Origin of the sequence: Nocardioides sp. URHA0032 (genome assembly GCF_000620645.1) — a bacterium.
Classification (GTDB): Bacteria; Actinomycetota; Actinomycetes; order Propionibacteriales; family Nocardioidaceae; genus Nocardioides.
The window spans coordinates 137365-161323 of sequence record NZ_JIAV01000015.1; the positions used below are offsets into that span (position 1 = coordinate 137365).

The 23959-nt window shown below is 70.7% G+C and carries 22 protein-coding genes; 9 read left to right on the forward strand and 13 right to left on the reverse strand.

What is annotated here, in order from left to right; all coding sequences use genetic code 11:
* Position 1: 1 nt before the first annotated feature.
* On the forward strand, positions 2-1294 hold the full coding sequence (locus N538_RS0105140; RefSeq protein WP_028636415.1) for a DUF58 domain-containing protein: 1293 nt from the start codon (positions 2-4) through the stop codon (positions 1292-1294).
* Here N538_RS0105140 and N538_RS0105145 read toward each other — a convergent pair.
* Positions 1291-2286, reverse strand: coding sequence for a stage II sporulation protein M (locus N538_RS0105145; protein WP_028636416.1), 996 nt, complete (start codon positions 2284-2286; stop codon positions 1291-1293). The genes N538_RS0105140 and N538_RS0105145 overlap by 4 nt on opposite strands.
* 61 nt (positions 2287-2347) lie before the next feature.
* Here N538_RS0105145 and N538_RS0105150 point away from each other — a divergent pair, with 61 nt between their 5' ends.
* The 4 genes from N538_RS0105150 to N538_RS0105165 all read left to right on the forward strand — a co-directional run bounded on the left by N538_RS0105150 (position 2348) and on the right by N538_RS0105165 (position 6860).
* On the forward strand, positions 2348-3157 hold the full coding sequence (locus tag N538_RS0105150) for an RDD family protein (RefSeq protein ID WP_028636417.1): 810 nt from the start codon (positions 2348-2350) through the stop codon (positions 3155-3157).
* Positions 3158-3438: 281 nt separating this feature from the next.
* Entirely contained in the window at positions 3439-4821 is a 1383-nt protein-coding gene (locus tag N538_RS0105155) for an ABC transporter substrate-binding protein (protein ID WP_028636418.1), read from the forward strand.
* Positions 4822-4953: 132 nt separating this feature from the next.
* Positions 4954-5916: a carbohydrate ABC transporter permease gene (locus N538_RS0105160; protein ID WP_028636419.1), complete on the forward strand. Its 963-nt coding sequence runs from the start codon at positions 4954-4956 to the stop codon at positions 5914-5916.
* Complete coding sequence (locus tag N538_RS0105165) at positions 5913-6860, forward strand: carbohydrate ABC transporter permease (protein WP_028636420.1); 948 nt, start codon at positions 5913-5915, stop codon at positions 6858-6860. The genes N538_RS0105160 and N538_RS0105165 overlap by 4 nt, the downstream gene beginning before the upstream one ends.
* A gap of 8 nt (positions 6861-6868) precedes the next feature.
* On the opposite strand, the gene N538_RS0105170 is transcribed toward N538_RS0105165, so the two are convergent.
* Positions 6869-8224: a GH1 family beta-glucosidase gene (locus N538_RS0105170; RefSeq protein WP_028636421.1), complete on the reverse strand. Its 1356-nt coding sequence runs from the start codon at positions 8222-8224 to the stop codon at positions 6869-6871.
* Positions 8225-8271: 47 nt separating this feature from the next.
* Here N538_RS0105170 and N538_RS0105175 point away from each other — a divergent pair, with 47 nt between their 5' ends.
* Positions 8272-9291 (forward strand): LacI family DNA-binding transcriptional regulator, encoded by a 1020-nt coding sequence (locus N538_RS0105175; protein WP_028636422.1) that lies wholly within the window; start codon positions 8272-8274, stop codon positions 9289-9291.
* On the opposite strand, the gene trmB is transcribed toward N538_RS0105175, so the two are convergent.
* Positions 9257-9988: a tRNA (guanosine(46)-N7)-methyltransferase TrmB gene (gene trmB / locus N538_RS0105180; protein ID WP_036569534.1), complete on the reverse strand. Its 732-nt coding sequence runs from the start codon at positions 9986-9988 to the stop codon at positions 9257-9259. The genes N538_RS0105175 and trmB overlap by 35 nt on opposite strands.
* A gap of 19 nt (positions 9989-10007) precedes the next feature.
* On the opposite strand from trmB, the gene N538_RS0105185 reads away from it, so the two are divergent.
* A complete protein-coding gene (locus N538_RS0105185) occupies positions 10008-11351 on the forward strand; it encodes an aspartate aminotransferase family protein (RefSeq protein ID WP_028636424.1) in 1344 nt (447 codons plus the stop codon).
* Positions 11352-11483: 132 nt separating this feature from the next.
* Here the strand turns inward: N538_RS0105185 and tuf are convergent, their stop codons facing one another.
* From tuf to N538_RS0105220, 7 genes are all read right to left on the reverse strand, one after another.
* Positions 11484-12677 (reverse strand): elongation factor Tu, encoded by a 1194-nt coding sequence (gene tuf / locus N538_RS0105190; protein WP_028636425.1) that lies wholly within the window; start codon positions 12675-12677, stop codon positions 11484-11486.
* A 69-nt stretch (positions 12678-12746) separates the two neighbouring features.
* On the reverse strand, positions 12747-14858 hold the full coding sequence (gene fusA, locus N538_RS0105195; protein WP_028636426.1) for an elongation factor G: 2112 nt from the start codon (positions 14856-14858) through the stop codon (positions 12747-12749).
* Positions 14859-14927: 69 nt separating this feature from the next.
* Positions 14928-15398, reverse strand: coding sequence for a 30S ribosomal protein S7 (gene rpsG, locus N538_RS0105200; RefSeq protein WP_028636427.1), 471 nt, complete (start codon positions 15396-15398; stop codon positions 14928-14930).
* Between the two features lies 1 nt (position 15399).
* Positions 15400-15774 (reverse strand): 30S ribosomal protein S12, encoded by a 375-nt coding sequence (rpsL, locus tag N538_RS0105205; protein ID WP_028636428.1) that lies wholly within the window; start codon positions 15772-15774, stop codon positions 15400-15402.
* A gap of 135 nt (positions 15775-15909) precedes the next feature.
* The gene (locus N538_RS0105210; RefSeq protein ID WP_028636429.1) at positions 15910-17289 is read right to left on the reverse strand and encodes an MFS transporter; all 1380 of its coding nucleotides are present in this window, start codon (positions 17287-17289) and stop codon (positions 15910-15912) included.
* A complete protein-coding gene (locus N538_RS0105215; protein WP_051548805.1) occupies positions 17286-17738 on the reverse strand; it encodes a MarR family winged helix-turn-helix transcriptional regulator in 453 nt (150 codons plus the stop codon). The genes N538_RS0105210 and N538_RS0105215 overlap by 4 nt, the downstream gene beginning before the upstream one ends.
* A 312-nt stretch (positions 17739-18050) precedes the next feature.
* A complete protein-coding gene (locus tag N538_RS0105220; RefSeq protein WP_051548807.1) occupies positions 18051-19499 on the reverse strand; it encodes an NCS2 family permease in 1449 nt (482 codons plus the stop codon).
* A gap of 35 nt (positions 19500-19534) precedes the next feature.
* Between N538_RS0105220 and N538_RS0105225 the strand changes: the two genes are divergently transcribed.
* Complete coding sequence (locus N538_RS0105225; protein ID WP_197025240.1) at positions 19535-19828, forward strand: DUF2530 domain-containing protein; 294 nt, start codon at positions 19535-19537, stop codon at positions 19826-19828.
* Positions 19829-19835: 7 nt separating this feature from the next.
* Here N538_RS0105225 and N538_RS0105230 read toward each other — a convergent pair whose 3' ends face one another.
* Entirely contained in the window at positions 19836-20624 is a 789-nt protein-coding gene (locus tag N538_RS0105230; protein ID WP_155991971.1) for a DUF3027 domain-containing protein, read from the reverse strand.
* A 58-nt stretch (positions 20625-20682) separates the two neighbouring features.
* Between N538_RS0105230 and N538_RS0105235 the strand changes: the two genes are divergently transcribed.
* A complete protein-coding gene (locus N538_RS0105235) occupies positions 20683-22035 on the forward strand; it encodes an MFS transporter (RefSeq protein WP_028636434.1) in 1353 nt (450 codons plus the stop codon).
* Here the strand turns inward: N538_RS0105235 and N538_RS29435 are convergent.
* Together N538_RS29435 and N538_RS0105245 are read right to left on the reverse strand one after the other, a co-directional pair.
* Positions 22032-22427: a cold-shock protein gene (locus N538_RS29435; RefSeq protein ID WP_028636435.1), complete on the reverse strand. Its 396-nt coding sequence runs from the start codon at positions 22425-22427 to the stop codon at positions 22032-22034. The two genes, N538_RS0105235 and N538_RS29435, sit on opposite strands and share 4 nt — an antisense overlap.
* Before the next feature lie 49 nt (positions 22428-22476).
* Entirely contained in the window at positions 22477-23892 is a 1416-nt protein-coding gene (locus N538_RS0105245) for an HAD hydrolase-like protein (protein WP_028636436.1), read from the reverse strand.
* Positions 23893-23959 lie beyond the last annotated feature (67 nt).

The window sequence follows — 23959 nt, forward strand, 5'->3', positions numbered from 1 at the left end:
AGTGGCGATCACCGGCCGGGTCCCGCTGCTGCTGCTCCTCGGAGTGGTGGCGGTCGCGCTGCGCCCTTCGCAGGGCACCGTGTGGCTCTGGGTGCTCGCCGTGGCGCTGCTGGTGGGCGCGGACCTGCTGCTCGCGCCGTCGACGTCCGCCCTGTCGATGGTCCGGCCGCCGGTCGGGACGGTCCGGCTCGGCCACCCGGCCGAGACGCGGTTGCTGGTGGTGAACGAGTCCGGGCGCCGGGTCCGCGGGCGCCTGCGCGACGCGTGGCAGCCGACCGCAGGAGCGTCGGGCAACCGGCACCGCCTGGCCCTCGACGCCGGCGACCGCGCGGTGCTGCGGACTCCGCTGCTGCCCCGCCGGCGCGGTGACCTGCGCGCAGTCGGGGTGACGGTGCGGCTGCGCGGCCCGCTCGGCCTGGCGTACCGGCAGCGCACCCGGGTGGTCGAGGGCGCGGTGCGCTCGCTGCCGCCGTTCGAGTCGCGCAAGCACCTGCCTAGCCGGCTGGCCCGGCTCCGCGACCTGGACGGGCGCGCCGCCGTCCGCGTGCGGGGGCAGGGCACCGAGTTCGACTCGTTGCGCGAGTACGTCCGCGGCGACGACGTCCGCTCGATCGACTGGCGGGCCAGCGCGCGGAACCGCAACGTGGTCGTGCGCACGTGGCAGCCGGAGCGCGACCGGCGGGTCGTGCTGGTGCTCGACACGTCGCGTACGTCGGCGGGCCGGGTCGGCGACGTGCCCCGGCTCGACTCCGCGATGGACGCCGCGCTGCTGCTCGCCGCTCTGGCCGCCCGCGCCGGTGACCGGATCGACTTCGTGGCCGGCGACCGCCGGGTGCGCAGCCTGCTGCGCTCGGCCGGCGCGCGCGACGTCGCCGCGAACCTCCAGGAGGCGATGGCCGACCTCGAGCCGGAGATCGCCGAGGCCGCCTGGGGCCAGCTCGCCGGCGCGGTCACCGGGCTCGGCCGCCAACGCGCGCTCGTCGTGCTCCTCACGCCGCTGGAGCCCGCCGCCGTCGAGGAGGGCCTGCTGCCGGTGCTGCCCGCGCTGACCCGTCATCACCGGGTAGTGCTCGCCTCGGTGCGCGACCCCGCGCTCGAGGAGCTCGCCGCGGGACACGCGTCGCTCGACGAGGTGTACGACGCCGCCGCGGCCGAGCAGGCGATCGGCCGGCGGCGCTGGACGGCCGACCTGCTGCGCGCCCTCGGCGTCGACGTGATCGACGCCGACGCCGAGCGACTGCCGCCGGCGCTCGCCGACCACTACCTCGCCTTGAAGGCGCGGCGCCTGCTCTAGACCTGGGTCGCCACCCGGTCCTCCAACAGCGTCGCGTCGAGGTCGCCGGTCTGGCCGCGGTGGAAGGCCTGGCGGCCGAGCACGAAGACGTACGCAAGGAAGACGCACTCGGCGAGGACCCCGATGCCGATTCGGGCCCAGGTGGGCAGTCCCGACGGGGTCACGAACGCCTCGATGCAGCCGCTGACGAACAGCACCGCGACCAGCCCCAGGGCGACGGTGCCGGCCGTCCGGCCCTCACGCGCCAGGGACTGGGTGCGGGTCAGCCCACCGGGCTCGACCCACGACCAGAAGAGCCGGAGACCGACACCACCGGCCACGAAGACGGCCGTCAGCTCGAGGATGCCGTGCGGGAGGATCAGTCCCCAGAAGTGACCCGCATGGCCGTGCCGGATCATGATCGAGCCGATGATCGCGAGGTTCGCGATGTTGTTGAAGAGCAGGTAGACCACCGGCAGCCCGAGCACCCCCAGCGCCAGGCAGAGCGCGGTGACCCACGCGTTGTTGACCCAGACCTGCGCCGCGAAGTGACTGGCGGCGTACTCGCTGTAGTAGTCCTCGAAGTCGTGCGAGACAAGCTGGTCGACCTCGTCCGGCGACAGCAGGCTCTGCTCGACGTTCGGGTGGTGCAGCAGCCAGAGCATCATCACCGCGGTCACGGCGACGCTGCCGGCGATCGTGCCCAGCCACCACCACCGGAGCCGGTAGAGAGCGGCGGGGAACCGCTCCGCGAAGAACGTGCGTACGCCGGCCCAGGTGCTGGCGCGCGAGCCCGCGGCCCGGTTGCGCGCCCGGGAGAGCAGCGAGGACAGGTGCGCGACCAGCGAGGGGTCCGGCGCGGAGGTGCGGACCACGGAGAGATGGGTCGCGACCTGCTGGTACCGCTCGACCAGCTCGTCGGCCTCGGCACCGGACAGCCGGCGCCGCCCGGTCAGCTCCTCGAGGCGGTGCCACTCGGACGAGTGCGCGGCGACGTACGCGTCCAGGTCCATGCGGGGAGCCTAGGCCGCACGCACCCCCGAGAGGCAGGCGCCGCACTCCTAGACTGACCGCGTGGCGGCCCACGAGTTCGCGACCCTCACGACCGACGACCTGGTCACGGGCGAGGCGGTCGCGCTCGACCTGCCCCCGGCCAGTCTGGGCTCGCGGATCGGATCGGGCCTGATCGACGTCGTCGTCACGTTCACGCTGCTGGTCGCGCTGGTCGTCGGCCTGGCGATCGCGGCGATCCACACCGACGACGCCCTGGTCGAGGTCGCGTCGCTGGCGGCGGTGATCGTCTCCTTCCTGGTCTTCCCGACCGCGCTGGAGACCCTGACCCGCGGCAAGTCGCTGGGCAAGATGGCCTTCGGACTGCGCGCGGTCCGCGACGACGCCGGCCCGATCTCCTTCCACCACGCGTTCGTCCGCGCCCTGGTCGGTGTCGTCGAGATCTACGTGTTCTTCGGGAGCCCGGCGTTCTTCTCGGCACTGCTCAGCCCGCGCGGCAAGCGCCTCGGCGACTACGCGGCCGGCACGTACGTCGTCCGCGAGCGGGTCCGGCTGCGCCTCGTCCCGCCCGCCGCGATGCCGCCCCAGCTGGCGTCGTGGGCGCGTTCCGCGGACCTCGCCGCGCTGCCCACCGGGCTCGCGCTCGCCGTGCGCCAGTTCCTCGGGCGGCTGCCCACGATCGACCCGGCCTCGCGGGCCGCGATCGGTGGCCGGCTCGCCGAGGCGGTCGCCGAGCACGTCGCACCGCCACCGCCTCCCGGGACCCCGGCCGACGTGTTCCTCGCCGCGGTGATCGCCGCCCGCCGGGAGCGGGACACCGCCCGGCTCGCACGCGAGGCGGACCTGCGCCGACGGCTCACCACGCGTCGATGACGGAGGGGACGACGAGGGCGTTCCGGCACGTACTCGCGCACCTGCGCCCACCGGTCCAGACGGCTGAGCGAGACCATCTTGTGACGTGCCCGGGCTGGACAGCGTCCTTCCCGTCGTGGGAGCGTTCCCACTGAAATGTGACGTGCGTTACGTAAACGTTACGGCCCGTCCTTGACGGGCCCGGACGTAAACGTTTGCATCGTCTCCGACGGAGAGCGGGTTCCGGGCACAACGCGGACCCAACGACGGACCTGCTGAGAAACGCAGAAGGGAATGCACGCATGCGATCACGCAACACGCGCCGGGGGTTGGCAGTCGCTGCCGCTCTCGCGACGGGACTGGTTCTCGCCGGCTGCGCCAGTAGCGACAGCGGCGGCGGCGACGCCGTCAGCGGCACCTGGCCGGGTGACGGCAAGGCCGAGTGCAAGGGCCTCGAGCAGCTCGCCGACTTCGGGGACCTCTCGGGCAAGGAGATCTCGGTCTACACCTCGATCGTCGCTCCCGAGGACAAGCCCCACATCGACTCGTGGAAGCTCTTCACGACGTGCACCGGCGCCACGCCGAAGTACGAGGGCTCCAAGGAGTTCGAGACGCAGCTGAAGGTGCGCGTCCAGGCCGGCAACCCGCCGGACATCGCGTACGTCCCGCAGCCGGGCCTGCTGCAGACCCTGGTCGGCACCGGCAAGGTCGTCGAGGCGCCCTCGCAGGTCTCGGACAACACCGACAAGTGGTTCGGCGAGGACTGGAAGGCGTACGGCAGCGTGGACGGCAAGTTCTACGCCGCCCCGCTGGGCGCCAACGTCAAGTCGTTCGTCTGGTACTCCCCCAAGATGTTCTCCGACAACGGCTGGGACGTCCCCAAGACGTGGGACGACATGCTCGCGCTGTCGGACAAGATCGCGGCCACCGGCATCAAGCCGTGGTGCGCCGGCATCGAGTCCGGCGAGGCGACGGGCTGGCCGGCCACCGACTGGCTCGAGGACGTGCTGCTGCGCTCCGCCGGCCCGGACGTCTACGACCAGTGGGTCAGCCACGACATCCCGTTCAACGACCCGAAGGTCGCCGACGCGCTCGACGAGGTGGGCGGCATCCTGAAGAACGACAAGTACGTCAACGGCGGCATCGGTGACGTCTCGTCGATCGCCACGACGGCGTTCCAGGACGGCGGCCTGCCGATCCTCGACGGCAAGTGCGCGATGCACCGCCAGGCGTCGTTCTACGCGGCCAACTGGCCGGAGGGCACCGACGTGTCGGAGAACGGCGACGTCTTCGCGTTCTACCTCCCGACCATGAGCGAGGAGTTCGGCAACCCGGTCCTCGGCGGTGGCGAGTTCGTCACCGCGTTCTCCGACCGTCCCGAGGTGCAGGCCTTCCAGACCTACCTCTCGACCGACGTGTGGGCGAACGAGAAGGCCAAGGCCTCCCCGAACGGCGGCTGGGTCAGCGCCAACAAGGGTCTCGACATCAACAACCTGGCCAGCCCGATCGACCAGCTGTCCGGCGAGATCCTGCAGGACCCGAACGCGGTCTTCCGCTTCGACGGCTCCGACCAGATGCCGGCCGAGGTGGGCGCGGGCTCCTTCTGGAAGGAGATGACGAACTGGATCACCGGCGAGAGCACCAAGGACGCCCTCGACAACATCGAGTCGTCCTGGCCGTCGTGATCGACGCGTGACCACGGCCGGGTCGCGAGCGCAGACGTGCTCGCGGCCCGGCCCCCGTCGTACCGCCATCATCCGGATCCACCCGGCCGCTGAGCCGCCGCTCGCCGGCCCGTAGCCATCGGGAGTGCCTGTATGTCGACAGGTGAGAAGTTCGCCCAGATGTTCATCGCGATCGCCCTGTTCTTCGTGGTCGTCGCGGTGATCCTCCTGCTGACCCAACGGATGCGGAGTCGGACCGGAGAGGTCGTCCAGGCTGCCGCGTTCGTGCTGCCCGCTGTGGCGCTGATCCTCCTCGGCCTGCTCTACCCGGCGGTCACCAGCATCTACCAGTCGCTCTTCGACCAGACCGGCAGCAACTTCATCGGGCTGGACAACTACAAGACCGTCTTCACCGACTCCGAGCAGCTGACGGTGCTGCGCAACACCGCGGCCTGGGTGATCCTGGTGCCGCTCTTCTCCACCGCCATCGGGCTGATCTATGCGGTGCTCGTCGACCGGTCCCGCTTCGAGAAGTTCGCCAGGGCCCTGATCTTCCTGCCGATGGCGATCTCGCTCGTCGGCGCGTCGATCATCTGGAAGTTCGTGTACGACTACAAGGACTCGAGCCAGACCCAGATCGGGATCGCGAACGCCGTCCTCAAGGGCCTCGGCCTCGACACCTACAAGTTCATCCTCAACGACCCGTGGAACACGCTGTTCCTCATCATCGTGCTGATCTGGGTCCAGACCGGGTTCGCGATGACGATCCTGTCGGCCTCCATCAAGGCGATCCCCGACGACATCGTCGAGGCGGCCCGGCTCGACGGGGTGGGCGGCGTCAAGATGTTCCGCTACATCACGATCCCGAGCATCCGGCCGGCGCTGATCGTCGTGCTCACGACGATCTGCATCACGACCCTGAAGGCCTTCGACATCGTCCGCACGATGACCGGCGGCAACTTCAACACCAGCGTGCTCTCCTACCAGTTCTACCGGGAGTACTTCATCTCCACGAACCAGGGCCTGGCCACGGCGATCGCCACCGTGATCTTCCTGCTCGTGATGCCGATCGTCGTCTACAACGTCCGTCAGATGCGCAAGCTGGAGGCACGATGACCGCCACGAACCCCGACGTCGCCGAGCTCGGCGCTCAGGGAGCTGCTCCCGGGCCGGAGCCGGTCTCCACCAGCGCCCGCAAGGCGCTCAGCTCCCCGTGGGCCTCCCTGGCAGCGATCGTCATCGCGGTCGTCTGGACGATCCCGACCCTCGGCCTGTTCATCACGTCGTTCCGCCCGGAGAGCGACATCACCTCCAGCGGCTGGTGGACCTTCTTCACCAACCCGACCGTGACGTGGTCCAACTACGACGAGGTGCTGCACGGCAGCGACACCAACCTGGTGACGTACTTCGTCAACTCGCTGGTGATCACGATCCCCGCCGTGATCATCCCGATCAGCCTCGCCACCCTCGCGGCGTACGCGTTCGTGTGGATGAAGTTCCCCGGACGCGACTTCCTGTTCGTGGCGATCTTCGCCCTGCAGATCGTGCCGATCCAGGTGACGCTGATCCCGCTGCTCAAGCTCTACGTGCACCCGCCGCTGAACCTGGTCCCGCTGGCCGGGCCGGACGCTCCCGGCGGGGGCTTCTACACGCTGTGGCTCTCCCACACGATCTTCGCGCTGCCGCTGGCGATCTACCTGCTGCACAACTTCATGAGCCAGATCCCCGGCGAGCTCATCGAGTCCGCCCGGGTCGACGGCGCGGGCCACGTGCAGATCTTCACCCGGATCATGCTGCCGCTGATGGCGCCGGCGATCGCGGCGTTCGGCATCCTGCAGTTCCTCTGGGTGTGGAACGACCTGCTGGTGGCGATCACGTTCGGCGGCCCCAACACCTTCCCGCTGACCGCACGGCTCGCCGAGCTGTCCGGGACGCGCGGGTCGGACTGGTTCCTGCTGTCGGCGGGTGCCTTCGTCGCGCTGGTCGTGCCGCTGATCGTCTTCGTGTCGCTCCAGCGCTACTTCGTGCGCGGGCTGCTGGCCGGAAGCGTCAAGGGCTGACCGGGGCGTCAGGTCGTCGAACCCGACCCGGACGCGATGTGCTCCGCGAGCCAGTGGTAGGACGCCTTCGGCGTCCGGGTCAGGTCCGAGGGGTCGATGTGCACGATGCCGAAGGTCTTGGTGTAGCCCTCGGCCCACTCGAAGTTGTCCAGGAGCGTCCAGACGATGTACGCCCGCACGTCCGCACCGGCCGCCCGCGCCCGCTCCGTGGCGGCGATGTGGTCACGCAGGTAGCCGATCCGGTCCTGGTCGTCCAGGCTGGCGTCCGGGTAGGCCGCGCCGTTCTCGGTGACCAGCACCGGGAGCCCGGTGCGCCGGTGGGTGTCGACCAGCAGCTCCTCGAGCCCGATGGCGTCGACCTCCCAGCCGATGTCGGTGCGCGGCTCCCGGACGACGAACGAGACCGGGGTCGCGCCGGGGTACGCCTCGACCTCGGGGTGCCGGGCGAGCGACGGATCGGCCAGGGTGGGGCGGAACGGCGTGTAGTAGTTGACCCCGATCCAGTCGGCCGAGCCGCGGACCAGGGCCAGGTCGCCGTCGCGCACGAGCCGCGGGTCGGCGAGCTCGGGGGCCACGCGCAGCAGGCCCTCGTCGTACGCACCGTCGACGAGGGGGCCGACCCAGACCCGGTTGCGGACCGCGTCGAGCTCGTCCGCCGCCTGCGCGGCCTCCGCGGTCTCGGGCCAGTACGGCGCGAGGTTGTGCACGATGCCCAGGTCGGACACCCCGGCGTCGTGGAGACGGGCGGCGGCGAGACCGTGCGCGAGGTTCAGGTGGTGGGCCGCACGGTGGCCGGCGCCACCCTCCTTGCGCCCCGGCGCGTGCACGCCGGCGGAGTAGCCGAGGTACGCCGCGCACCACGGCTCGTTGTGGGTCGCCCAGACGCGCACGCGGTCGCCGAGCCGGTCGTGGACGACGCTCGCGTAGTCGGCGAACGCCTCGGCGGTGTCGCGGTTCAGCCAGCCGTCCCGGTCCTCCAGCTCCTGCGGGAGGTCCCAGTGGTAGAGCGTCGCGGTCGGGCTGATGCCCCGTGCCAGGGCCGCGTCGACCAGCCGGTCGTAGTGGTCCAGGCCGCGCTGCTCGACCCGGCCGGTGCCCTCGGGCACGATCCGCGGCCAGGCCACCGAGAAGCGGTACCACTGGGCCCCGGAGCCCGCGACCAGGTCGAGGTCCTCGGCGTACCGGTGGTAGGAGTCGCAGGCCACCGAGCCGTCCCGCCCGTCCCGGACCGCGCCCGGGCGGGCGGCGAAGGTGTCCCAGATCGAGGCGCCCCGCCCGTCCTCGGCGGTGGCCCCCTCAATCTGGTACGCCGCGGTCGCGACGCCGTAGGACAGCCGGGAACCGTCGGGGAGGTGCTGGGTCATGCGCTTCACCCTAGTGGCTCGGCGGTCTTTTTGGGAGCGCTCCCAGCATGACCGGCATCAAGGACGTCGCCCGCGAGGTCGAGATGTCGACGGCCACCGTCTCCCGCGCGCTGAGGGGCCTGCCCGGCGTGTCCGAGGAGACCCGGACCCGGGTGATGGAGACCGCGCGCCGGCTCGGCTACGTGCCGTCGCCGAGCGCCGCGGGCCTGGCCAGCGGGCAGACCCGGACCGTGGCGGTGATCGTCCCGTGGGTGACCCGCTGGTTCTTCGCCGCGGTCGTGCAGGGAGCCGAGGAGGTGCTCCGCGAGCACGGCTACGACCTGCTGCTCTACAACCTGGCCGGCGACGAGTCCGCCCGGCACCGGGTCTTCGAGACCAGCCTGCTGACCAAGCGCGTGGACGCGGTCCTGGTGCTGAGCCTGAAGCCCAGCCTCGACGAGCTGGGCCGCCTGGACAAGCTCGGGCGGCCGGTGACGATCGTCGGCGCCGACGTGCCGGGCTGGGCGACGGTGCGGATCGACGACGAGCAGGCAGCGCGCACCGCGACCCAGCACCTGCTCGGCCTCGGCCACTCGCGGATCGCCTACGTCGGCGGTGCGCTCGAGGGCGTCCTCGACTTCACCGCCCCGGCTGCGCGACTGTCCGGCTACCGGTCGGCGCTCGCGGAGGCCGGCCTGCGGCACGACCCCGCGCTCGAGGCCGACGGCGAGTTCAGCGTGGCCGGCGGCTCCCGTGCGGCCCACGACCTGCTGGAGCGTGCGGACCGGCCGACGGCGATCTTCGCGGCGTCCGACGAGATGGCCTTCGGGGTCCTCCGGACCGCCCGCGAGGTCGGGCTGCGGGTGCCCGAGGATCTCTCGGTGATCGGGATCGACGACCACGAGATGGCGGAGATCTTCGACCTGACGACGGTGGCGCAGCCGGTGCACGAGCAGGGCCGCGTGGCCGCGCAGCAGGTGCTCACCGCGCTCGAGGGCGCGCACTGGCTCCCCGAGCAGGTCCTGCTGCCCACCCGGCTCGTGGTCCGGCGTACTACCCGGGCACCCGGGAGTAGCGCAGGTCGGTGATGTCGCGGCCGGCCGCGAGGCCCTTCCGCTCGAACTTGGTCACCGGGCGCTCGGACCAGCGCTCGGTGACGCCGCCCTCGAGCAGCGGCTCGGCGTCCAGCACCTCGACCATCTGCTCGGCGTAGTCGCCCCAGTCGGTGGCCAGCCGCCACTCGGCTCCGGGCGCGAGCCGGGTCGCGGCGAGGCGGGCGAACGCCGGCGTCACGAGTCGCCGCTTGTGGTGCTTCTTCTTGTGCCAGGGGTCCGGGAAGAAGGTCCACAGCCCGGCGAGGCTCTCCGCCTCGACCAGGTGCTCCATCGACCAGACCGCGTCGACACTGAGCATCCGGACGTTCTCCAGCGCGGCCTCGCCGATCCGGGCGAGCGTGTCCGCGACGCCGGGGCGCCAGACCTCGAAGGCGACGACGTCGTGGTCGGGACGGGCGGCCGCGAGCGCGACCGTCGACTCGCCGATCCCCGAGCCGATCTCGACGACGAGCGGCGCCGTACGCCCGAACATCCCCGCCAGCGTGAAGCCGGGGTCGTCCACCGCCTCGTCGGGCAGCCACCACCGCTCGGCGTACGCCGCCCACGCCTGCGCCTGCCGCGGGGTGAACCGGGCGCCGCGCCGCGAGTAGGTCAGCACCTCGCGCATCGTCCGACCGTCGTCGGTCAGCTTGTGGTGCGGGCGTGCGGGTCGGACGCGCTGTTCGGCCATGTCGTCTATCTTCCCCACCATGATCGATCGCGCCCGCATCGCCGCCCTCCGCGCCACCGAGGAGGACCGGTTCGCCGACCTCCATCCCCGCTCCGCCGCGCTCGCGGAGGAGGCCCGCGGCCCCCTGCTCGCCGGGGTGCCGATGCCCTGGATGACCCGGTGGCCGGGCCGGTTCCCGCTGTTCTTCGACACCGCGGCCGGGGCGCGGCTCGTGGACGTCGACGGCATCGAGTACGTCGACCTCTGCCTCGGGGACACCGGCGCCATGACCGGCCACGCGCTGCCCCAGGTCACCGACGCGATCGCCGCCCGCGCGGCCCGCGGCATCACCACGATGCTGCCGTCCGCGGACGCGGTCTGGGTCGGCGAGGAGCTCGTGCGCCGGTTCGGGCTGCCCTCCTGGCAGCTGGCGATGTCGGCGACCGACGCGAACCGCTTCGTGCTGCGCTTCGCCCGCCACCTCACCGGCCGGCCGCGGGTCGCGGTCATGGACTGGTGCTACCACGGCACCGTCGACGAGACCCTGGCCGTGCTCGACGGCGACGCGGTGGTGGCGCGGCCGGGCGCGCTCGGCCCGCAGGTGCCGGTGTCCGAGACGACCGCGGTGGTGCCGTTCAACGACGCCGACGCGCTCGACCGGCGGCTCGCGGTCGGCGACGTCGCGTGCCTGCTGATGGAGCCGGCACTGACGAACATCGGCATCGTGCTGCCCGAGCCCGGCTACCTCGACGCGGTCCGCGAGATCACCCGCCGGTACGGCGTGCTGCTGGTGGTCGACGAGACGCACACGCTCTGCGCGGGTCCCGGTGGCGCCACCGCTGCCTGGGGACTCGAGCCCGACCTGCTGGTGGTCGGGAAGCCGATCGGCGGCGGGGTCCCGTGCGCGGCCTACGGCATGAGCGCCGAGGTGGCGGGCCGGCTCTCGGGCCCGATGCTCGGCCACGAGATCGACGTCGCCGGCGTGGGCGGCACGCTGACCGGCAACGCGCTGGCGCTGGCGGCCATCAGGGCGACCCTGTCGACCTGCCTGCGCGAGGAGGACTTCGCGGTCGCCGTACCCCTGGCGGAGCGGTTCGCGGACGGCGTGGCCGGCGTGATCGCGGACGCCGGCCTGCCGTGGCACGTGCAGCGGCTCGGCTGCCGCGCGGAGTACTGGTTCTGCCCGCCTCCTCGCGACGGCGCCGCGGCCGCGGCCGCGGTCGACGAGGAGCTCGAGGGCCTCCTGCACCTGTGGTGCCTGAACCGGGGCGTGCTGCTGACGCCGTTCCACAACATGGCGCTGTTCAGCCCGCACCACACCCCCGCCGACGTGGACCGGCACACCGAGGCCTTCGCCGAGGCACTCGCTGCCCTGCTCTGCTGACGCCGAGTCGGCGCAGTCTCAGCTGAGACTGCGCCGACTCGGCGGGCATCCGGACACACAGAAGGGCCCCGACCGCCTTGCGGCGGCCGGGGCCCTTCTGGTCAGTGCTGGATCAAGCCGGGTGGGTCTGGATCACTTGGTGATCTTGGTGACCCGGCCGGCGCCGACGGTGCGGCCACCCTCGCGGATCGCGAAGCGCAGGCCCTCGTCCATGGCGATCGGCTGGATCAGCTCGACGGCCATCTCGGTGTTGTCGCCCGGCATGACCATCTCGGTGCCCTCGGGCAGCGTGACGACGCCGGTGACGTCCGTGGTCCGGAAGTAGAACTGCGGACGGTAGTTGTTGAAGAACGGCGTGTGGCGGCCGCCCTCCTCCTTCGAGAGGATGTAGACCGAGGCCTCGAAGTTGGTGTGCGGGGTCGTGGTGCCCGGCTTGATGACGACCATGCCGCGCTCGACGTCCTCGCGCTTGGTGCCACGGAGCAGCAGACCGACGTTCTCACCGGCCTGGCCCTCGTCGAGCAGCTTGCGGAACATCTCGACACCGGTGACGGTGCTCTTCTGCGAGCCCTCGCGGATGCCGACGATCTCGACGTCCTCGCCGACCTTGACGATGCCGCGCTCGATACGACCGGTGATGACGGTGCCACGACCGGTGATCGTGAAGACGTCCTCGACCGGCATGAGGAACGGCTTGTCCGTCTCACGCTCGGGGGTCGGGATCGACTCGTCGACGGCGTTCATCAGCTCCATGATCGACTCGCCCCACTTGGCGTCGCCCTGCAGCGCCGGGAAGGCGGCAACGCGCACGACCGGGATGTCGTCGCCCGGGAACTCGTACTCCGAGAGGAGCTCGCGCACCTCCATCTCGACGAGCTCGATGAGCTCCTCGTCGTCGACCATGTCGCACTTGTTGAGCGCCACGACCAGGGCCGGCACGCCGACCTGGCGGGCGAGCAGCACGTGCTCACGCGTCTGCGGCATCGGGCCGTCGGTGGCGGCGACCACGAGGATCGCGCCGTCCATCTGGGCCGCGCCGGTGATCATGTTCTTGATGTAGTCGGCGTGACCAGGGCAGTCGACGTGCGCGTAGTGGCGCGCCTCGGTCTGGTACTCGACGTGCGCGATCGAGATCGTGATGCCGCGCTGACGCTCCTCGGGAGCCTTGTCGATCTCGTCGAACGCCGAAGCAGCGTTGAGATCGGGGTACTTGTCATGCAGCACCTTGGTAATCGCCGCGGTCAGCGTCGTCTTACCGTGGTCGATGTGACCGATGGTGCCGATGTTGACGTGCGGCTTGGTCCGCTCGAACTTCGCCTTAGCCACTGGGGCTCCTCCTGTGTGGGTTGTTACTTGACTCGTACAAGTTGTTGCAGCCGAGGGTCCTGACGAGGGTTACTCGCCGCGGACCTTCTTGATGATCTCGTCGGCGATGTTCGTGGGAACCTCGGCGTACGAGTCGAACTCCATCGAGTACGAAGCCTGGCCGGAGGTCTTGGACCTCAGGTCGCCAACGTACCCGAACATCTCGGACAGCGGCACGAGGGCGTTGATGACCATGTCACCGTGACGCTCCTCCTGTGCCTGGATCTGGCCGCGTCGGCTGTTGATGTCGCCGATGACCGTGCCGAGGAAGGTCTCCGGCGTGGTCACCTCCACGGCGAACATCGGCTCGAGCAGCACGGGCTTCGCCATGCGGGCGGCCTCCTTGAAGGCCTGGTTGCCGGCGATCTTGAAGGCCAGCTCGGAGGAGTCGACGTCGTGGTAGGCGCCGTCCTCGAGCGTGAACTTCACGTCGACCATCGGGTATCCGGCGAGCACGCCGAACTCCATGGCCTCCTGGCCACCCTGGTCGACCGACGGGATGTACTCCTTCGGCACGCGGCCACCGGAGACGTTGTTGACGAACTCGTAGCCCGCACCGGTGCCGGTCTCGGGGTCGATGTTCGGACCGAGCGAGATGACGACCTTCGCGAACTGACCCGAACCACCGGTCTGCTTCTTGTGCGTGTAGCTGTGGCTCTTGACCTCCTTGCGGAGGGTCTCGCGGTAGGCCACCTGCGGCTTGCCGACGGTCGCCTCGACGCGGAACTCGCGCTTCATCCGGTCGACGAGGATCTCCAGGTGGAGCTCGCCCATGCCGGCGATGATCGTCTGACCGGTCTCCTCGTCGGACTTGACCGTGAAGGTCGGGTCCTCGTCTGAGAGGCGCTGGATCGCGGTGCCCAGCTTCTCCTGGTCGCTCTTCGTCTTGGGCTCGATCGCGACCTCGATCACCGGGGCCGGGAACGTCATCGACTCGAGGACGACCTGGTTCTGCGGGTCGGACAGCGTGTGACCGGTCTTGGTGTCCTTCAGGCCCATGACGGCGACGATCTGGCCGGCGCCGACCGACGCGATCTCCTCACGCTTGTTCGCGTGCATCTGGTAGACCTTGCCGATCCGCTCCTTGCGGCCGTTGACCGAGTTGACCACGGTCGAGCCGGCCTCGAGCTTGCCGGAGTAGACCCGGACGTAGATCAGCTTGCCGAGGTGCGGGTCGGACGCGATCTTGTAGGCCAGGCCGGAGAACGGCTCGTCGTCGGACGGCTTGCGGGAGATCTGCTCCGCCTCGTCCTTGACGGAGTGGCCGATGATCTCGCCGATGTCGAGCGGCGAGGGCAGGTACTTCACGACCGCGTCGAGCAGGGGCTGGACGCCCTTGTTCTTGAACGCCGTGCCGCAGAGGACCGGGTTGAGCTTGTCGGCGAGGGTCGCGCGACGGATCGCGGCCTCGAGCTCCTCGACGGTGAACTCGCCCTCCTCGAGGAACTTCTCCATGATCGCGTCGTCCGCGTCGGCGAGCGTCTCGAGCAGCTTCTCGCGGTACTCGGCGGCCTGCTCGGCCAGCTCGGCGGGGATCTCCTCGACGGTGTAGTCCTCACCCATCGTGGTCTCGCCGCGCCAGGTGAGCGCGCGCATGCCGACCAGGTCGACGACGCCGAGGAAGTCGGACTCGGCGCCGATCGGGAGCTGGAGGACCAGCGGAGTGGAGTTGAGGCGCTCGACCATCATGTCGACGCAGCGGAAGAAGTCCGCACCGGTGCGGTCGAGCTTGTTGACGAAGCACATCCGCGGCACGGCGTACTTGTTCGCCTGGCGCCACACCGTCATGGTCTGGGGCTCGACACCAGCGACACCGTCGAAGACCGCGACCGCGCCGTCGAGGACGCGCAGCGAGCGCTCGACCTCGGCGGTGAAGTCCACGTGGCCGGGGGTGTCGATGATGTTGATCTGGTGGTTCTTCCACCAGCAGGTCGTCGCGGCGGACGTGATGGTGATGCCGCGCTCCTGCTCCTGCTCCATCCAGTCCATCGTGGCAGCGCCCTCGTGGACCTCACCGATCTTGTAGGTGATGCCGGTGTAGAAGAGGATGCGCTCGGTGGTGGTGGTCTTGCCGGCGTCGATGTGCGCCATGATGCCGATGTTGCGGACCTTGTTGAGGTCCGTGGTGATGTCGACAGCCACTGTCTGTGCGTTCCTTAGAAAGTAGGAAGTGCCGGTGGGCGGGAGCGACGTACGCCGCTCCCGCGCAGATCACCAGCGGTAGTGCGCGAAGGCCTTGTTGGACTCGGCCATCTTGTGGGTGTCCTCGCGCTTCTTCACAGCGGCACCGAGGCCGTTGGAGGCGTCGAGGATCTCGTTCATCAGTCGCTCGTGCATGGTCTTCTCGCGACGGTCAGCCGCGTAGCCGACGAGCCAGCGCAGCGCGAGCGTGGTGCCGCGCGTGCCCTTGACCTCGATCGGGACCTGGTAGGTCGCGCCGCCGACGCGGCGGGACTTGACCTCGATGGCCGGCTTGACGTTGTCGAGCGCACGCTTCAGCGTGACGACCGGGTCGGTGCCGGTCTTCTCGCGGCAGCCCTCGAGCGCGGTGTAGACGATCCGCTGAGCGACCTGCTTCTTGCCGTCCTGCAGCACCTTGGAGACGAGCTGGGTGACCAGCTGCGACCCGTAGACCGGGTCGACGTCGATCGGCCGCTTCGGAGCGGGACCCTTGCGCGGCATATCAGCTCTTCTCCTTCTTGGCGCCGTAGCGGCTGCGAGCCTGCTTGCGGTTCTTGACGCCCTGGGTGTCGAGGGTGCCGCGGATGATCTTGTAGCGGACGCCGGGGAGGTCCTTCACCCGGCCGCCGCGGACGAGCACGATCGAGTGCTCCTGGAGGTTGTGACCGACACCCGGGATGTAGGCGGTGACCTCGACGCCGCTGGACAGGCGCACGCGGGCGACCTTGCGCAGGGCGGAGTTCGGCTTCTTCGGGGTGGTCGTGTAGACGCGCGTGCAGACGCCTCGGCGCTGCGGCGATCCCTTCAGGGCAGGCGTCTTGTTCTTCGACACCTTGTCCTGGCGGCCCTTGCGGACCAGCTGATTGATGGTGGGCACCTGTGTGGTTCCCCTTCTTTTCGGCTCTCAGTACGAACGCTCTGCTCGCACGGTGTGCTGCTGCGTGTCCGGGTGGTGCGATCCCAACCGGCGCCGCTCTACCCCCGAGGTCGGGCGTGTCGCCCGGCCCCACGTTCAGCGAGAACTCGCGGTCTCGCCAACGGGGATTTCCGTGCCGGAGTCGGGAACCTGTCCTCCCGACTGCCTCCGGGCACGCGCAACGGCCTGGTTGTCCCAGACACGAGGAAAAAGACTACCTGTGGGCTCAACCGCATGCAAAACGCTGCGAGCACCCCCGCGGAGCCGCGCGTAGACGGCCAGCGCCAAGAGTACTCCCGCGACGGTGAGGGCGCCGCCGATCATCAGGCTCCAGCGCGCCCCGAGGTGCTGCCCGACCCAGCCGATGATCGGCGAGCCGAGCGGCGTACCGCCCATCACGATCGTCATGTACAGCGCCATCACCCGGCCCCGGATGGCCGGGTCGGACTCGAGCTGGAGCGTCGCGTTCGCGGAGTTGAGCAGGGTCAGCGTGCAGAACCCGATCACCGGGCAGAACAATGCGAACGCGAGGTACGTCGGAAGCACGCCGGCGACCATCTCCGCGACGCCGAAGCCGAGCGCGGCCACGACCAGCAGCCGCAACCGGATCCGGACCCGGCGGGCGGCCATCAGCGCACCGGTCAGCGACCCGACCGCCATCGCGGAGCCCAGGATGCCGAACTCACCCGCACCCTTGCCGAACACCTCGGTGGCCATCAGCGCGGAGGTGATCTGGAAGTTCATCCCGAAGGTGCCCGCGAAGAACACCATGATCAGGATCATCACCATCTTGGGCTGGCTGCGGATGTAGCGGACCCCCTCGATCAGCATCCCCGGCGTCCGGGCGCGGAGCTCGGGGGTGTTGAGCAGCGCAATGTTCATCCGCTGCAGCTGGGCGATCACCGCGAGGTAGGACACCGCGTTGATGAGGATCACCCAGCCGGTCGCCTCCGCTCCCCCGCCGAGCGCACCGATCATCAGGCCCGCGAGACCGGGCCCGAGGATCCGGGCGGCGTTGAAGCTCGCCGAGTTGAGCCCGACGGCGTTGGTGAGGTCGTCCTGGCCGACCATCTCCGAGACGAACGACTGGCGCGCCGGCGCGTCGAACGCGGCGCCGATGCCGAACAGCAGCGCGATCGCGTAGACGTGCCACGTCTGGGCCACGCCGAGCACGGCGATCACGCCGAGGACGAGCGCCGCGACCGCCATCGTCGCCTGGGTCAGCTGGAGGAGGCGACGCTTCGGGAAGCGGTCGGCCACCACGCCGGCGTACGGGCTCAGCAGCAGGACCGGGAGGAACTGGAGCCCGGTCGTGATGCCGAGCTCGGTGCCGCTGTTGCCGGGGAGACTGAGCACCAGCCAGTCCTGCGCCACCCGCTGCATCCAGGTACCGGTGTTCGACACCGCACTACCGGCCAGGTACAGCCGGTAGTTGGGGTTGCGGAGGGCGCGGAACGTCGGGCTCGTCGCTATCAGTCCTTCCGGGCGATGTTCTCGATGATGGGGGCGGCCTTGCGGAGGACGGCGCGCTCCTCGGGCGTCAGCTCGCGGAGCCGCTGCGAGAGCCAGGCGTCCCGCCGGTCGCGGTCGGCCAGCAGCCGGGCCCGGCCGGTGTCGGTGATGGCCACGACCACCTGTCGGCCGTCGGTCTCGTGCGGCCGGCGTTCGACGTCGCCGCTCTGCTCGAGGCAGTTGACCGTGCGGGTCATGGACGGGGGCTGGACCCGCTCGCTGCTCGCGAGCTCGCCGATGGTCAGCGCGCCGCCGTTGCGGAACAGGCAGCCGAGCACCGCCATCTGGTTGAGACTCAGCTCGTTGTCGGGGTGGCGCTCGTTCGCGAGTCGCCGCCGCAGGCGCATCACGCTGAGCCTGAGCTCCGAGGCGAGCCCGCCGTCGGTGCGCGCGGCCTTCTCCACTGTCGGCATATCGTTAGCATAACTCATTACCTGTGCTAAGTATTCCGGTCCGGGGTGGTAGGTCCGGCCTGGAGGGTGGGCGGCGGCGTGGGCCGCTCGCTGTCGGCCCCCGAGGTCACGGCTTCACCAGGGGATGCGGTCGAACCCGCCCTTCCATGGCCTTCCCACCGTGGGAAGTGCAGGCTTCCCTGCTGACCATGGTGAAGCTGCGACACCGGGGACCGGCCGGCGACACCAGCTGCGATCACTCCGCAACGCACGAGCCGGCGCACGCCGCGGGTGGTGGCGTACGCCGGCTCGGCGGCGGTGGGTGAGCTGGGGTCAGGTGAGCCAGCTGGTGATCGGGTGGATGAAGAAGTAGAGGACGAACATGGCGGCGACGACCCACATCAGCGGGTGGATGCCGGCGGCCTTGCCGCGGACCAGCTTGATGAACACGTAGGCGATGAAGCCGGCGCCGATGCCGACCGTGATGGAGTACGTGAACGGCATCAGCACGATGGTGAGGAACGCCGGGATGGCGATCTCGAGGTCCTCCCAGTCGATGCCCCTCACCTGCTGCATCATCAGGAAGCCGACCAGGACCAGGGCGGGGACCGCGGCCTCGGAGGGGATGATCGCGACCAGCGGCGCCAGGAAGATCGCGAGCAGGAACAGGATGCCGGTCACGACCGAGGCGAGGCCGGTGCGCGCGCCCTCACCGACGCCCGACGCGGACTCGATGTAGGACGTGTTCGACGAGACGCCGGCGGCACCACCGGCGGCCGCGGCGATCGAGTCGACGACCAGGATCCGCTGGGTGTTCGGGGGCGTGCCGTCGGGCTGGAGCAGGCCGGCCTCGGCGCCGATCGCGGTCATCGTGCCCATCGTGTCGAAGAAGTCGGCGAGCATCAGCGTGAACACGAACAGCAGCGCGGTGACCACGCCGGCGTTCTGGAACGAGCCGAGCAGGCTGAAGTGGCCCACGGTCCCGAAGTCCGGCGTGTCGAAGATCTTGTCCGGCCAGGCGGGAGTGGTGAGGCTCCACGCCTTCGGCTCGCCGATCGCCTCGACGATGATCGCGAGGATCGTGGTCGCGACGATCGAGATCAGGATCGCGCCCTTGACGTGGCGCACCCACAGCGCGATCACGAGCAGCAGGCCGACGGCGAAGACGAGCACCGGCCAGCCGGAGAGCTGCCCGGTCTCACCGAGCTGGACCGGGACCGTGGTCTGCGCGGCGTCCGGGATGCGGTGCACGAAGCCGGCGTCGACGAAGCCGATCAGTGCGATGAACAGGCCGATGCCGACCGAGATCGCCACCTTGAGCTGGGCGGGTACGGCGTGGAACACCGCCTCCCGGAACCCGGTCAGGACCAGGACCAGGATGACGAGGCCCTCGATCACGACCAGTCCCATCGCGTCCGCCCAGGTCATCTGGCTGGCGATCGCGAACGCCACGAACGCGTTCAGGCCCAGACCGGTGGCGAGCGCGAGGGGGTAGTTCGCGACCACGCCCATGAGGATCGTCATCAGACCCGCGACCAGCGCCGTACCGGCGGCGATCATCGCGAGGTTCGGGACGGTGCCGCCGCCCAGGAGGTTGCCGTCCTGGTCCGGCGCGTAGCCGAGGATGAGCGGATTCAGCACGATGATGTAGGCCATCGTGAAGAACGTGACCAGCCCGCCCCGGACCTCACGGCCGACGGTCGAGCCCCGCTCAGTGATCTTGAAGTAGCGATCGATGCCGCCGCCGGCGGCCAGGGTCTGGTTGCTCACGGGCCGCAGCATCCCAGAATCGGAGCCCGTCGACTAGCGTGGCGCGCGTGGAGTTCGACGAGGAGCAGCCGAGGACGCACGAGTTCGGCAACCGGACGTTCTTCGTGGCCGACGTCGAGCCCCTCGACGTCGACGGCGTCCGGACCGTCGAGGTCGGTACGGCGCTCTGGCTGATCGGCTTCCTCGCCCTGCTGCCGTTCTACGGCCGGCTCGAGGACTCCGGCAACGAGTGGTGGCTGTGGACCTGCCTGGCCGGCTTCGGCCTCGGCCTGTTCGGCCTGGAGTTCTGCCGCCGGCGGCGCAAGGCACGCACCGAGGTGCGCGACGCCGAGACCGCCTAGCAGAGGCCTAGAAGAGCTCGATCTCGTCGGTGCTGACGGTGTCGAAGACCGGCTCCGGGAGCGGCACCGGCTCGTGCTTCTTGGCGAGCCGCACCTCGCTGTGCGCACCGCAGCCGTGGTCGAAGGAGACGATCCGGCCGTCGTCGTTCGCATCGCCGTTCGCGCAGACCCCGAACGTCTCGGCGAGCGGACCGGCGATCCGCATCAGGAAGCCGCAGGTCGTGCACGAGTCCGGGGCGGAGCGGGCCACCGGGGCCTCGGGGCCACCGTCACCGTCGTACCAGCGCTGGGCGGCGAGGTCGCGGCCCTCCGGTGACAGCGTCCGGACCCGGCCCAGGCCGAGGTCCTTGGCGACCGCCCGGACCTGCGCCTTGTCGTCGGCGTCGAGCGGGTCGTCGCCGAAGGAGTACGCCGGGACCAGGCGCGGGTCGTCGTCGTCGACCGGCAGCAGGTCGCCCGGGGAGAGGTCACCGGGCTTGATCCGCTCGCGGTAGGGCACCCACGCCGGAGCGACGATCGCCTCGTCGCCGGGGATCAGCACGACCTCGTCGACGGTCACCGCCTTCTGGCGGGGTGCGCGGGCCACGGTGACGGACCAGCGCCAGCCGATGTATCCCGGCCGCTCGCAGGCGAACAGGTGGGTCACCACTCGCTCGTCCTCGACCAGGTGGCCGAGGTGCTCACCGACGTCCTCGGCCGGGACGTTCTCGAGGAGCGCGGCGCGGGCGGCGTCGACCGCCGCCACCGTGGCGGAGTCGGGCTTGGCGCGCGCGATCGTGGTCACAGACGAAATCATGACCCATGGGGGATGGCGATGTCAGGTCGGGTGGCCACCGACCGGGCAGGATGGACTCATGACGGACCTGCCGGACCCCACGGCGCCCGCCGGCTCGAAGGTCGCGCGGGGTCTCGGCGCCACGGCCCGGGCGACCCGTCGGGCGGGCCGCTTCACCATGCGAACGGCGAAGCGCGCGGCCGACGCCCAGGGCGCCGGCGAGTCCGGCCTGTCGCGGCTGATCCAGATGCACTTCTTCAACACCGCCGGCGACGCCGCCGTCGCGATCGCGCTGGCCGGGACACTCTTCTTCACGGTGCCCTCGGGCGAGGCGCGCGGCCAGGTGGCGCTGTTCCTGGGCCTGACGATGCTGCCGTTCGCCATCGTGGCGCCGCTGATCGGGCCGTTCCTCGACCGGTTCGCGCACGGCCGCCGCTGGGCGATCGGCGCGACCATGGCGATCCGCTGCTTCCTGTGCTGGGTGCTCGCCGGCGCCGTGCACACCGACTCCAGATGGCTGTTCCCCGCGGCGCTCGGGGTCCTCGTCGCGTCCAAGGCGTACGGCGTGACCCGCGCGGCCGCCGTACCCCGCCTGCTGCCGCGGGACTTCACCCTGGTCAAGGCGAACGGCCGGGTGTCGATGTCCGGCATCGTCGCCGTCGCGATCTCCGCGCCGATCGCCGGGCTGGCGTCGCTGGCCGGGCCGGAATGGGTCCTCCGCTACGCCTTCCTGCTGTTCCTGGTCGCCACCGTCACCGCCATCCGGCTGCCGAGCCGCGTCGACTCGAGCGCGGGCGAGGGCGACCTGGTGCTGCGCGGCGACGCCGGCAGCGCCCGGACCGGCAGCATGCGGATCCCCCCGGCCGTGTCGTACGCGCTGCGCGCGAACTGCGGGCCGCGGTGGATGTCGGGATTCCTGATCATGTTCATGGCGTTCCAGCTGCGGGAGAACCCGATCGACGGCTGGAGCACCGAGGTCCTGACCGCGGTCGTGGTGGGCGGCGCCGCGACGGGCAACTTCCTCGGCGTCGTCGCGGCGTCCGTGCTCAAGCAGATCAACCCGGCGGTCACGGTCTCGGCCGTCCTCGTGGCCGACCTCGCCGTCGTCGTCTTCGGCTTCCTCCTGTACGGCGTGCTCGCGCTGCTGCTGCTCGGCCTGGTGGCCGGGCTGGGACAGGCGCTCGCCAAGTTCTCCCTGGACGCGACGATCCAGCGCGACGTGCCGCACCGCGTCCAGGCCAGTGCGTTCGCCCGGAGCGACACCACGCTGCAGCTGGCGTGGGTCATCGGCGGGTTCGTCGGCATCGCGATGCCGATCGACCCGCCCCGGCTCGGCCTCGGCGTCGCGGTCGCCGTGCTCGCGGCGTGGGTCCTGTTCGTCCTGACCCGCCACTCGCCGCGGCTCCGCCGCGAGATGGCCACCGGGAGCTAGAGCTCGAGCTCGTCGGCGAGCGCGCGGAGCAGCTTGGCGGTCGGCTTCGCCGTCTTGGGGTCCGGGTACCGGCCGTGGCGGTACGCCTCGCCGGCGCCGTCGAGCAGCCGGATCAGGTCCTCGACGATGGTCGCCATCTCGTCGGGCTTCTTGCGCTTGGCGTCCCGCTGGTTGCGGCTCACCGAGGCGGGCCGGTCGAGGACCCGCACCTGGAGCGCCTGCTCGCCGCGCCGGCCCTGGGCGATGCCGAACTCGACGCGGGTGCCGGGCTTGAGGGTGTCGATGCCGTCGGGCAACGCGTCGGCGTGGACGTAGACGTCCGGGCCGTCCTCCTGCGACAGGAAGCCGAACCCCTTGTCGGTGTCGAACCACTTCACCTTGCCAGTGGGCACGGGTCTGTCCTCTTCCTGCGTACGGGGGATGCTGCTGCAGCGACCGAGTCTAGAGGCGTTCGTTCATCGATCCCGAACGGAATCCGCGGGGATCGACGCCGGCCTCGTCGAAGCCGGCGGCGCGCACGCCCGCGAGCAGCCGCTCCTCGACGTCGGGGGCGAGCGGGAGCAGCCCGGCGTCGATCTCGACCGACGCCCGGGCGCCGAGGTCGCGGACCCTCAGGTCGACCGGCCCGGCACCCAGTGCGGACCGTACGGCGGCCTCGGCGCGCTCCACCCGGCCGAGGCGGTACGGCGTCACCTCGACGCCGTACGCGACCCGGGACGACAGGCACGCGGCCGCGGGCTTGTCCCAGGTCGGCAGGTCCCAGCGCCGGGACGCCTCCCGGACCTGGGCCTTGGTCAGCCCGGCGTCGCGCAGCGGAGCGATCGCGCCCCGCTCGGCGGCGGCCCGGATGCCCGGCCGGAACCCGGCCACGGCGTCGTCGGCGTTCGTCCCCGTGGCGACGTGGGCGAGCCCGCGGTCGGCGGCGATCGGCCCCAGCACCTCGATCAGCTCGGCCTTGCAGAAGTAGCAGCGGTCCGCACCGTTGGCGCGGTAGCCCTCGCGCTCCATCTCGTGGGTCTGCGGGGTGAGCACCTCGACACCGAGCGAGGTCGCGAACTCCCGCGCCGGGTCGCGCTCCACCTGCGGCAGCGAGTGGGAGTAGCCGGTCGCGGCGACGACGTGCTGCGGCCCGAGCGCCCGGACCGCGGCCGCGAGCAGGAAGGCGCTGTCCGCGCCGCCGCTGTAGGCGACCAGCACGGAGCCACGCTCCCGCAGGTCGGCCTCGAGGGCGTCGAGCCGCAGCTGCAGGAGGTGGTCCTCGAGCCAGGCCGGGAACGCGCCGAGGTCGTCGAGCACGACGTGCGTGCCGGCCGCCAGCAGCTCCTCACGGGTGCAGCCGCCGGTGAGCACGGAGACGCTCAGCGCCCCGGCGGCCAGCGCCCCCTCGACGTCGTGGACGTGGTCGCCCACGTAGATCGTGGCTCCCTCGCGGCGCAGCACGTCGGCCTTGCCGACACCCCACACCCAGCCCTCGAGGTGGTCCACGTCCAGGGCGAGGTGGTCGAGGTGGAGCCGGGCGTTGGCGGGGTACTTCCCGGTCACGACCAGCACCCGGCCCGCGTGCCGGCGTACCGCCTCGATGGCCTCGTGCGCGCCCGGGAGCACGGGCGTGCCCGTGATCGCGTGGTCGGGGTAGAGCGCGCGGAACCGGTCGCCCGCCGCCGCGATCGCGTCGGGCGCGAGATACGGCTCGAGCAGGAGGTCGAGGGGCGGCCCGAGCTTCGCGGTCATCTCGGCGACCGGGAACTCCACGCCCAGCTCTGCGCCGAGGGCGTGCAGCACCTCCGCGAACCCCGGTGCGGTGTCGATCAGCGTCATGTCGAGGTCGAAACCGACGACGAGGGGCGCTGACTGCATGTCCCCAGCCTAGGGAACGAGGTGTTGAGTTCCGAAACGCCTGTCACAATGAGTGGCTCACGTGACA

What these genes read in the sequence shown, in the direction of transcription:
- rpsG (WP_028636427.1), bottom strand. Translation starts at nt 15,398, where the DNA reads ATGCCGCGCAAGGGTCCCGCTCCGAAGCGGCCGATCGACGTCGACCCG.
- N538_RS0105175 (WP_028636422.1), top strand. Translation starts at nt 8,272, where the DNA reads ATGACCGGCATCAAGGACGTCGCCCGCGAGGTCGAGATGTCGACGGCC.
- N538_RS0105155 (WP_028636418.1), top strand. Translation starts at nt 3,439, where the DNA reads ATGCGATCACGCAACACGCGCCGGGGGTTGGCAGTCGCTGCCGCTCTC.
- N538_RS0105145 (WP_028636416.1), bottom strand. Translation starts at nt 2,286, where the DNA reads ATGGACCTGGACGCGTACGTCGCCGCGCACTCGTCCGAGTGGCACCGC.
- N538_RS0105160 (WP_028636419.1), top strand. Translation starts at nt 4,954, where the DNA reads ATGTCGACAGGTGAGAAGTTCGCCCAGATGTTCATCGCGATCGCCCTG.
- N538_RS0105245 (WP_028636436.1), bottom strand. Translation starts at nt 23,892, where the DNA reads ATGCAGTCAGCGCCCCTCGTCGTCGGTTTCGACCTCGACATGACGCTG.
- N538_RS0105165 (WP_028636420.1), top strand. Translation starts at nt 5,913, where the DNA reads ATGACCGCCACGAACCCCGACGTCGCCGAGCTCGGCGCTCAGGGAGCT.
- N538_RS0105235 (WP_028636434.1), top strand. Translation starts at nt 20,683, where the DNA reads ATGACGGACCTGCCGGACCCCACGGCGCCCGCCGGCTCGAAGGTCGCG.
- trmB (WP_036569534.1), bottom strand. Translation starts at nt 9,988, where the DNA reads ATGGCCGAACAGCGCGTCCGACCCGCACGCCCGCACCACAAGCTGACC.
- N538_RS0105220 (WP_051548807.1), bottom strand. Translation starts at nt 19,499, where the DNA reads ATGCTGCGGCCCGTGAGCAACCAGACCCTGGCCGCCGGCGGCGGCATC.
- N538_RS0105185 (WP_028636424.1), top strand. Translation starts at nt 10,008, where the DNA reads ATGATCGATCGCGCCCGCATCGCCGCCCTCCGCGCCACCGAGGAGGAC.
- N538_RS0105215 (WP_051548805.1), bottom strand. Translation starts at nt 17,738, where the DNA reads ATGCCGACAGTGGAGAAGGCCGCGCGCACCGACGGCGGGCTCGCCTCG.
- N538_RS0105230 (WP_155991971.1), bottom strand. Translation starts at nt 20,624, where the DNA reads ATGATTTCGTCTGTGACCACGATCGCGCGCGCCAAGCCCGACTCCGCC.
- N538_RS0105170 (WP_028636421.1), bottom strand. Translation starts at nt 8,224, where the DNA reads ATGACCCAGCACCTCCCCGACGGTTCCCGGCTGTCCTACGGCGTCGCG.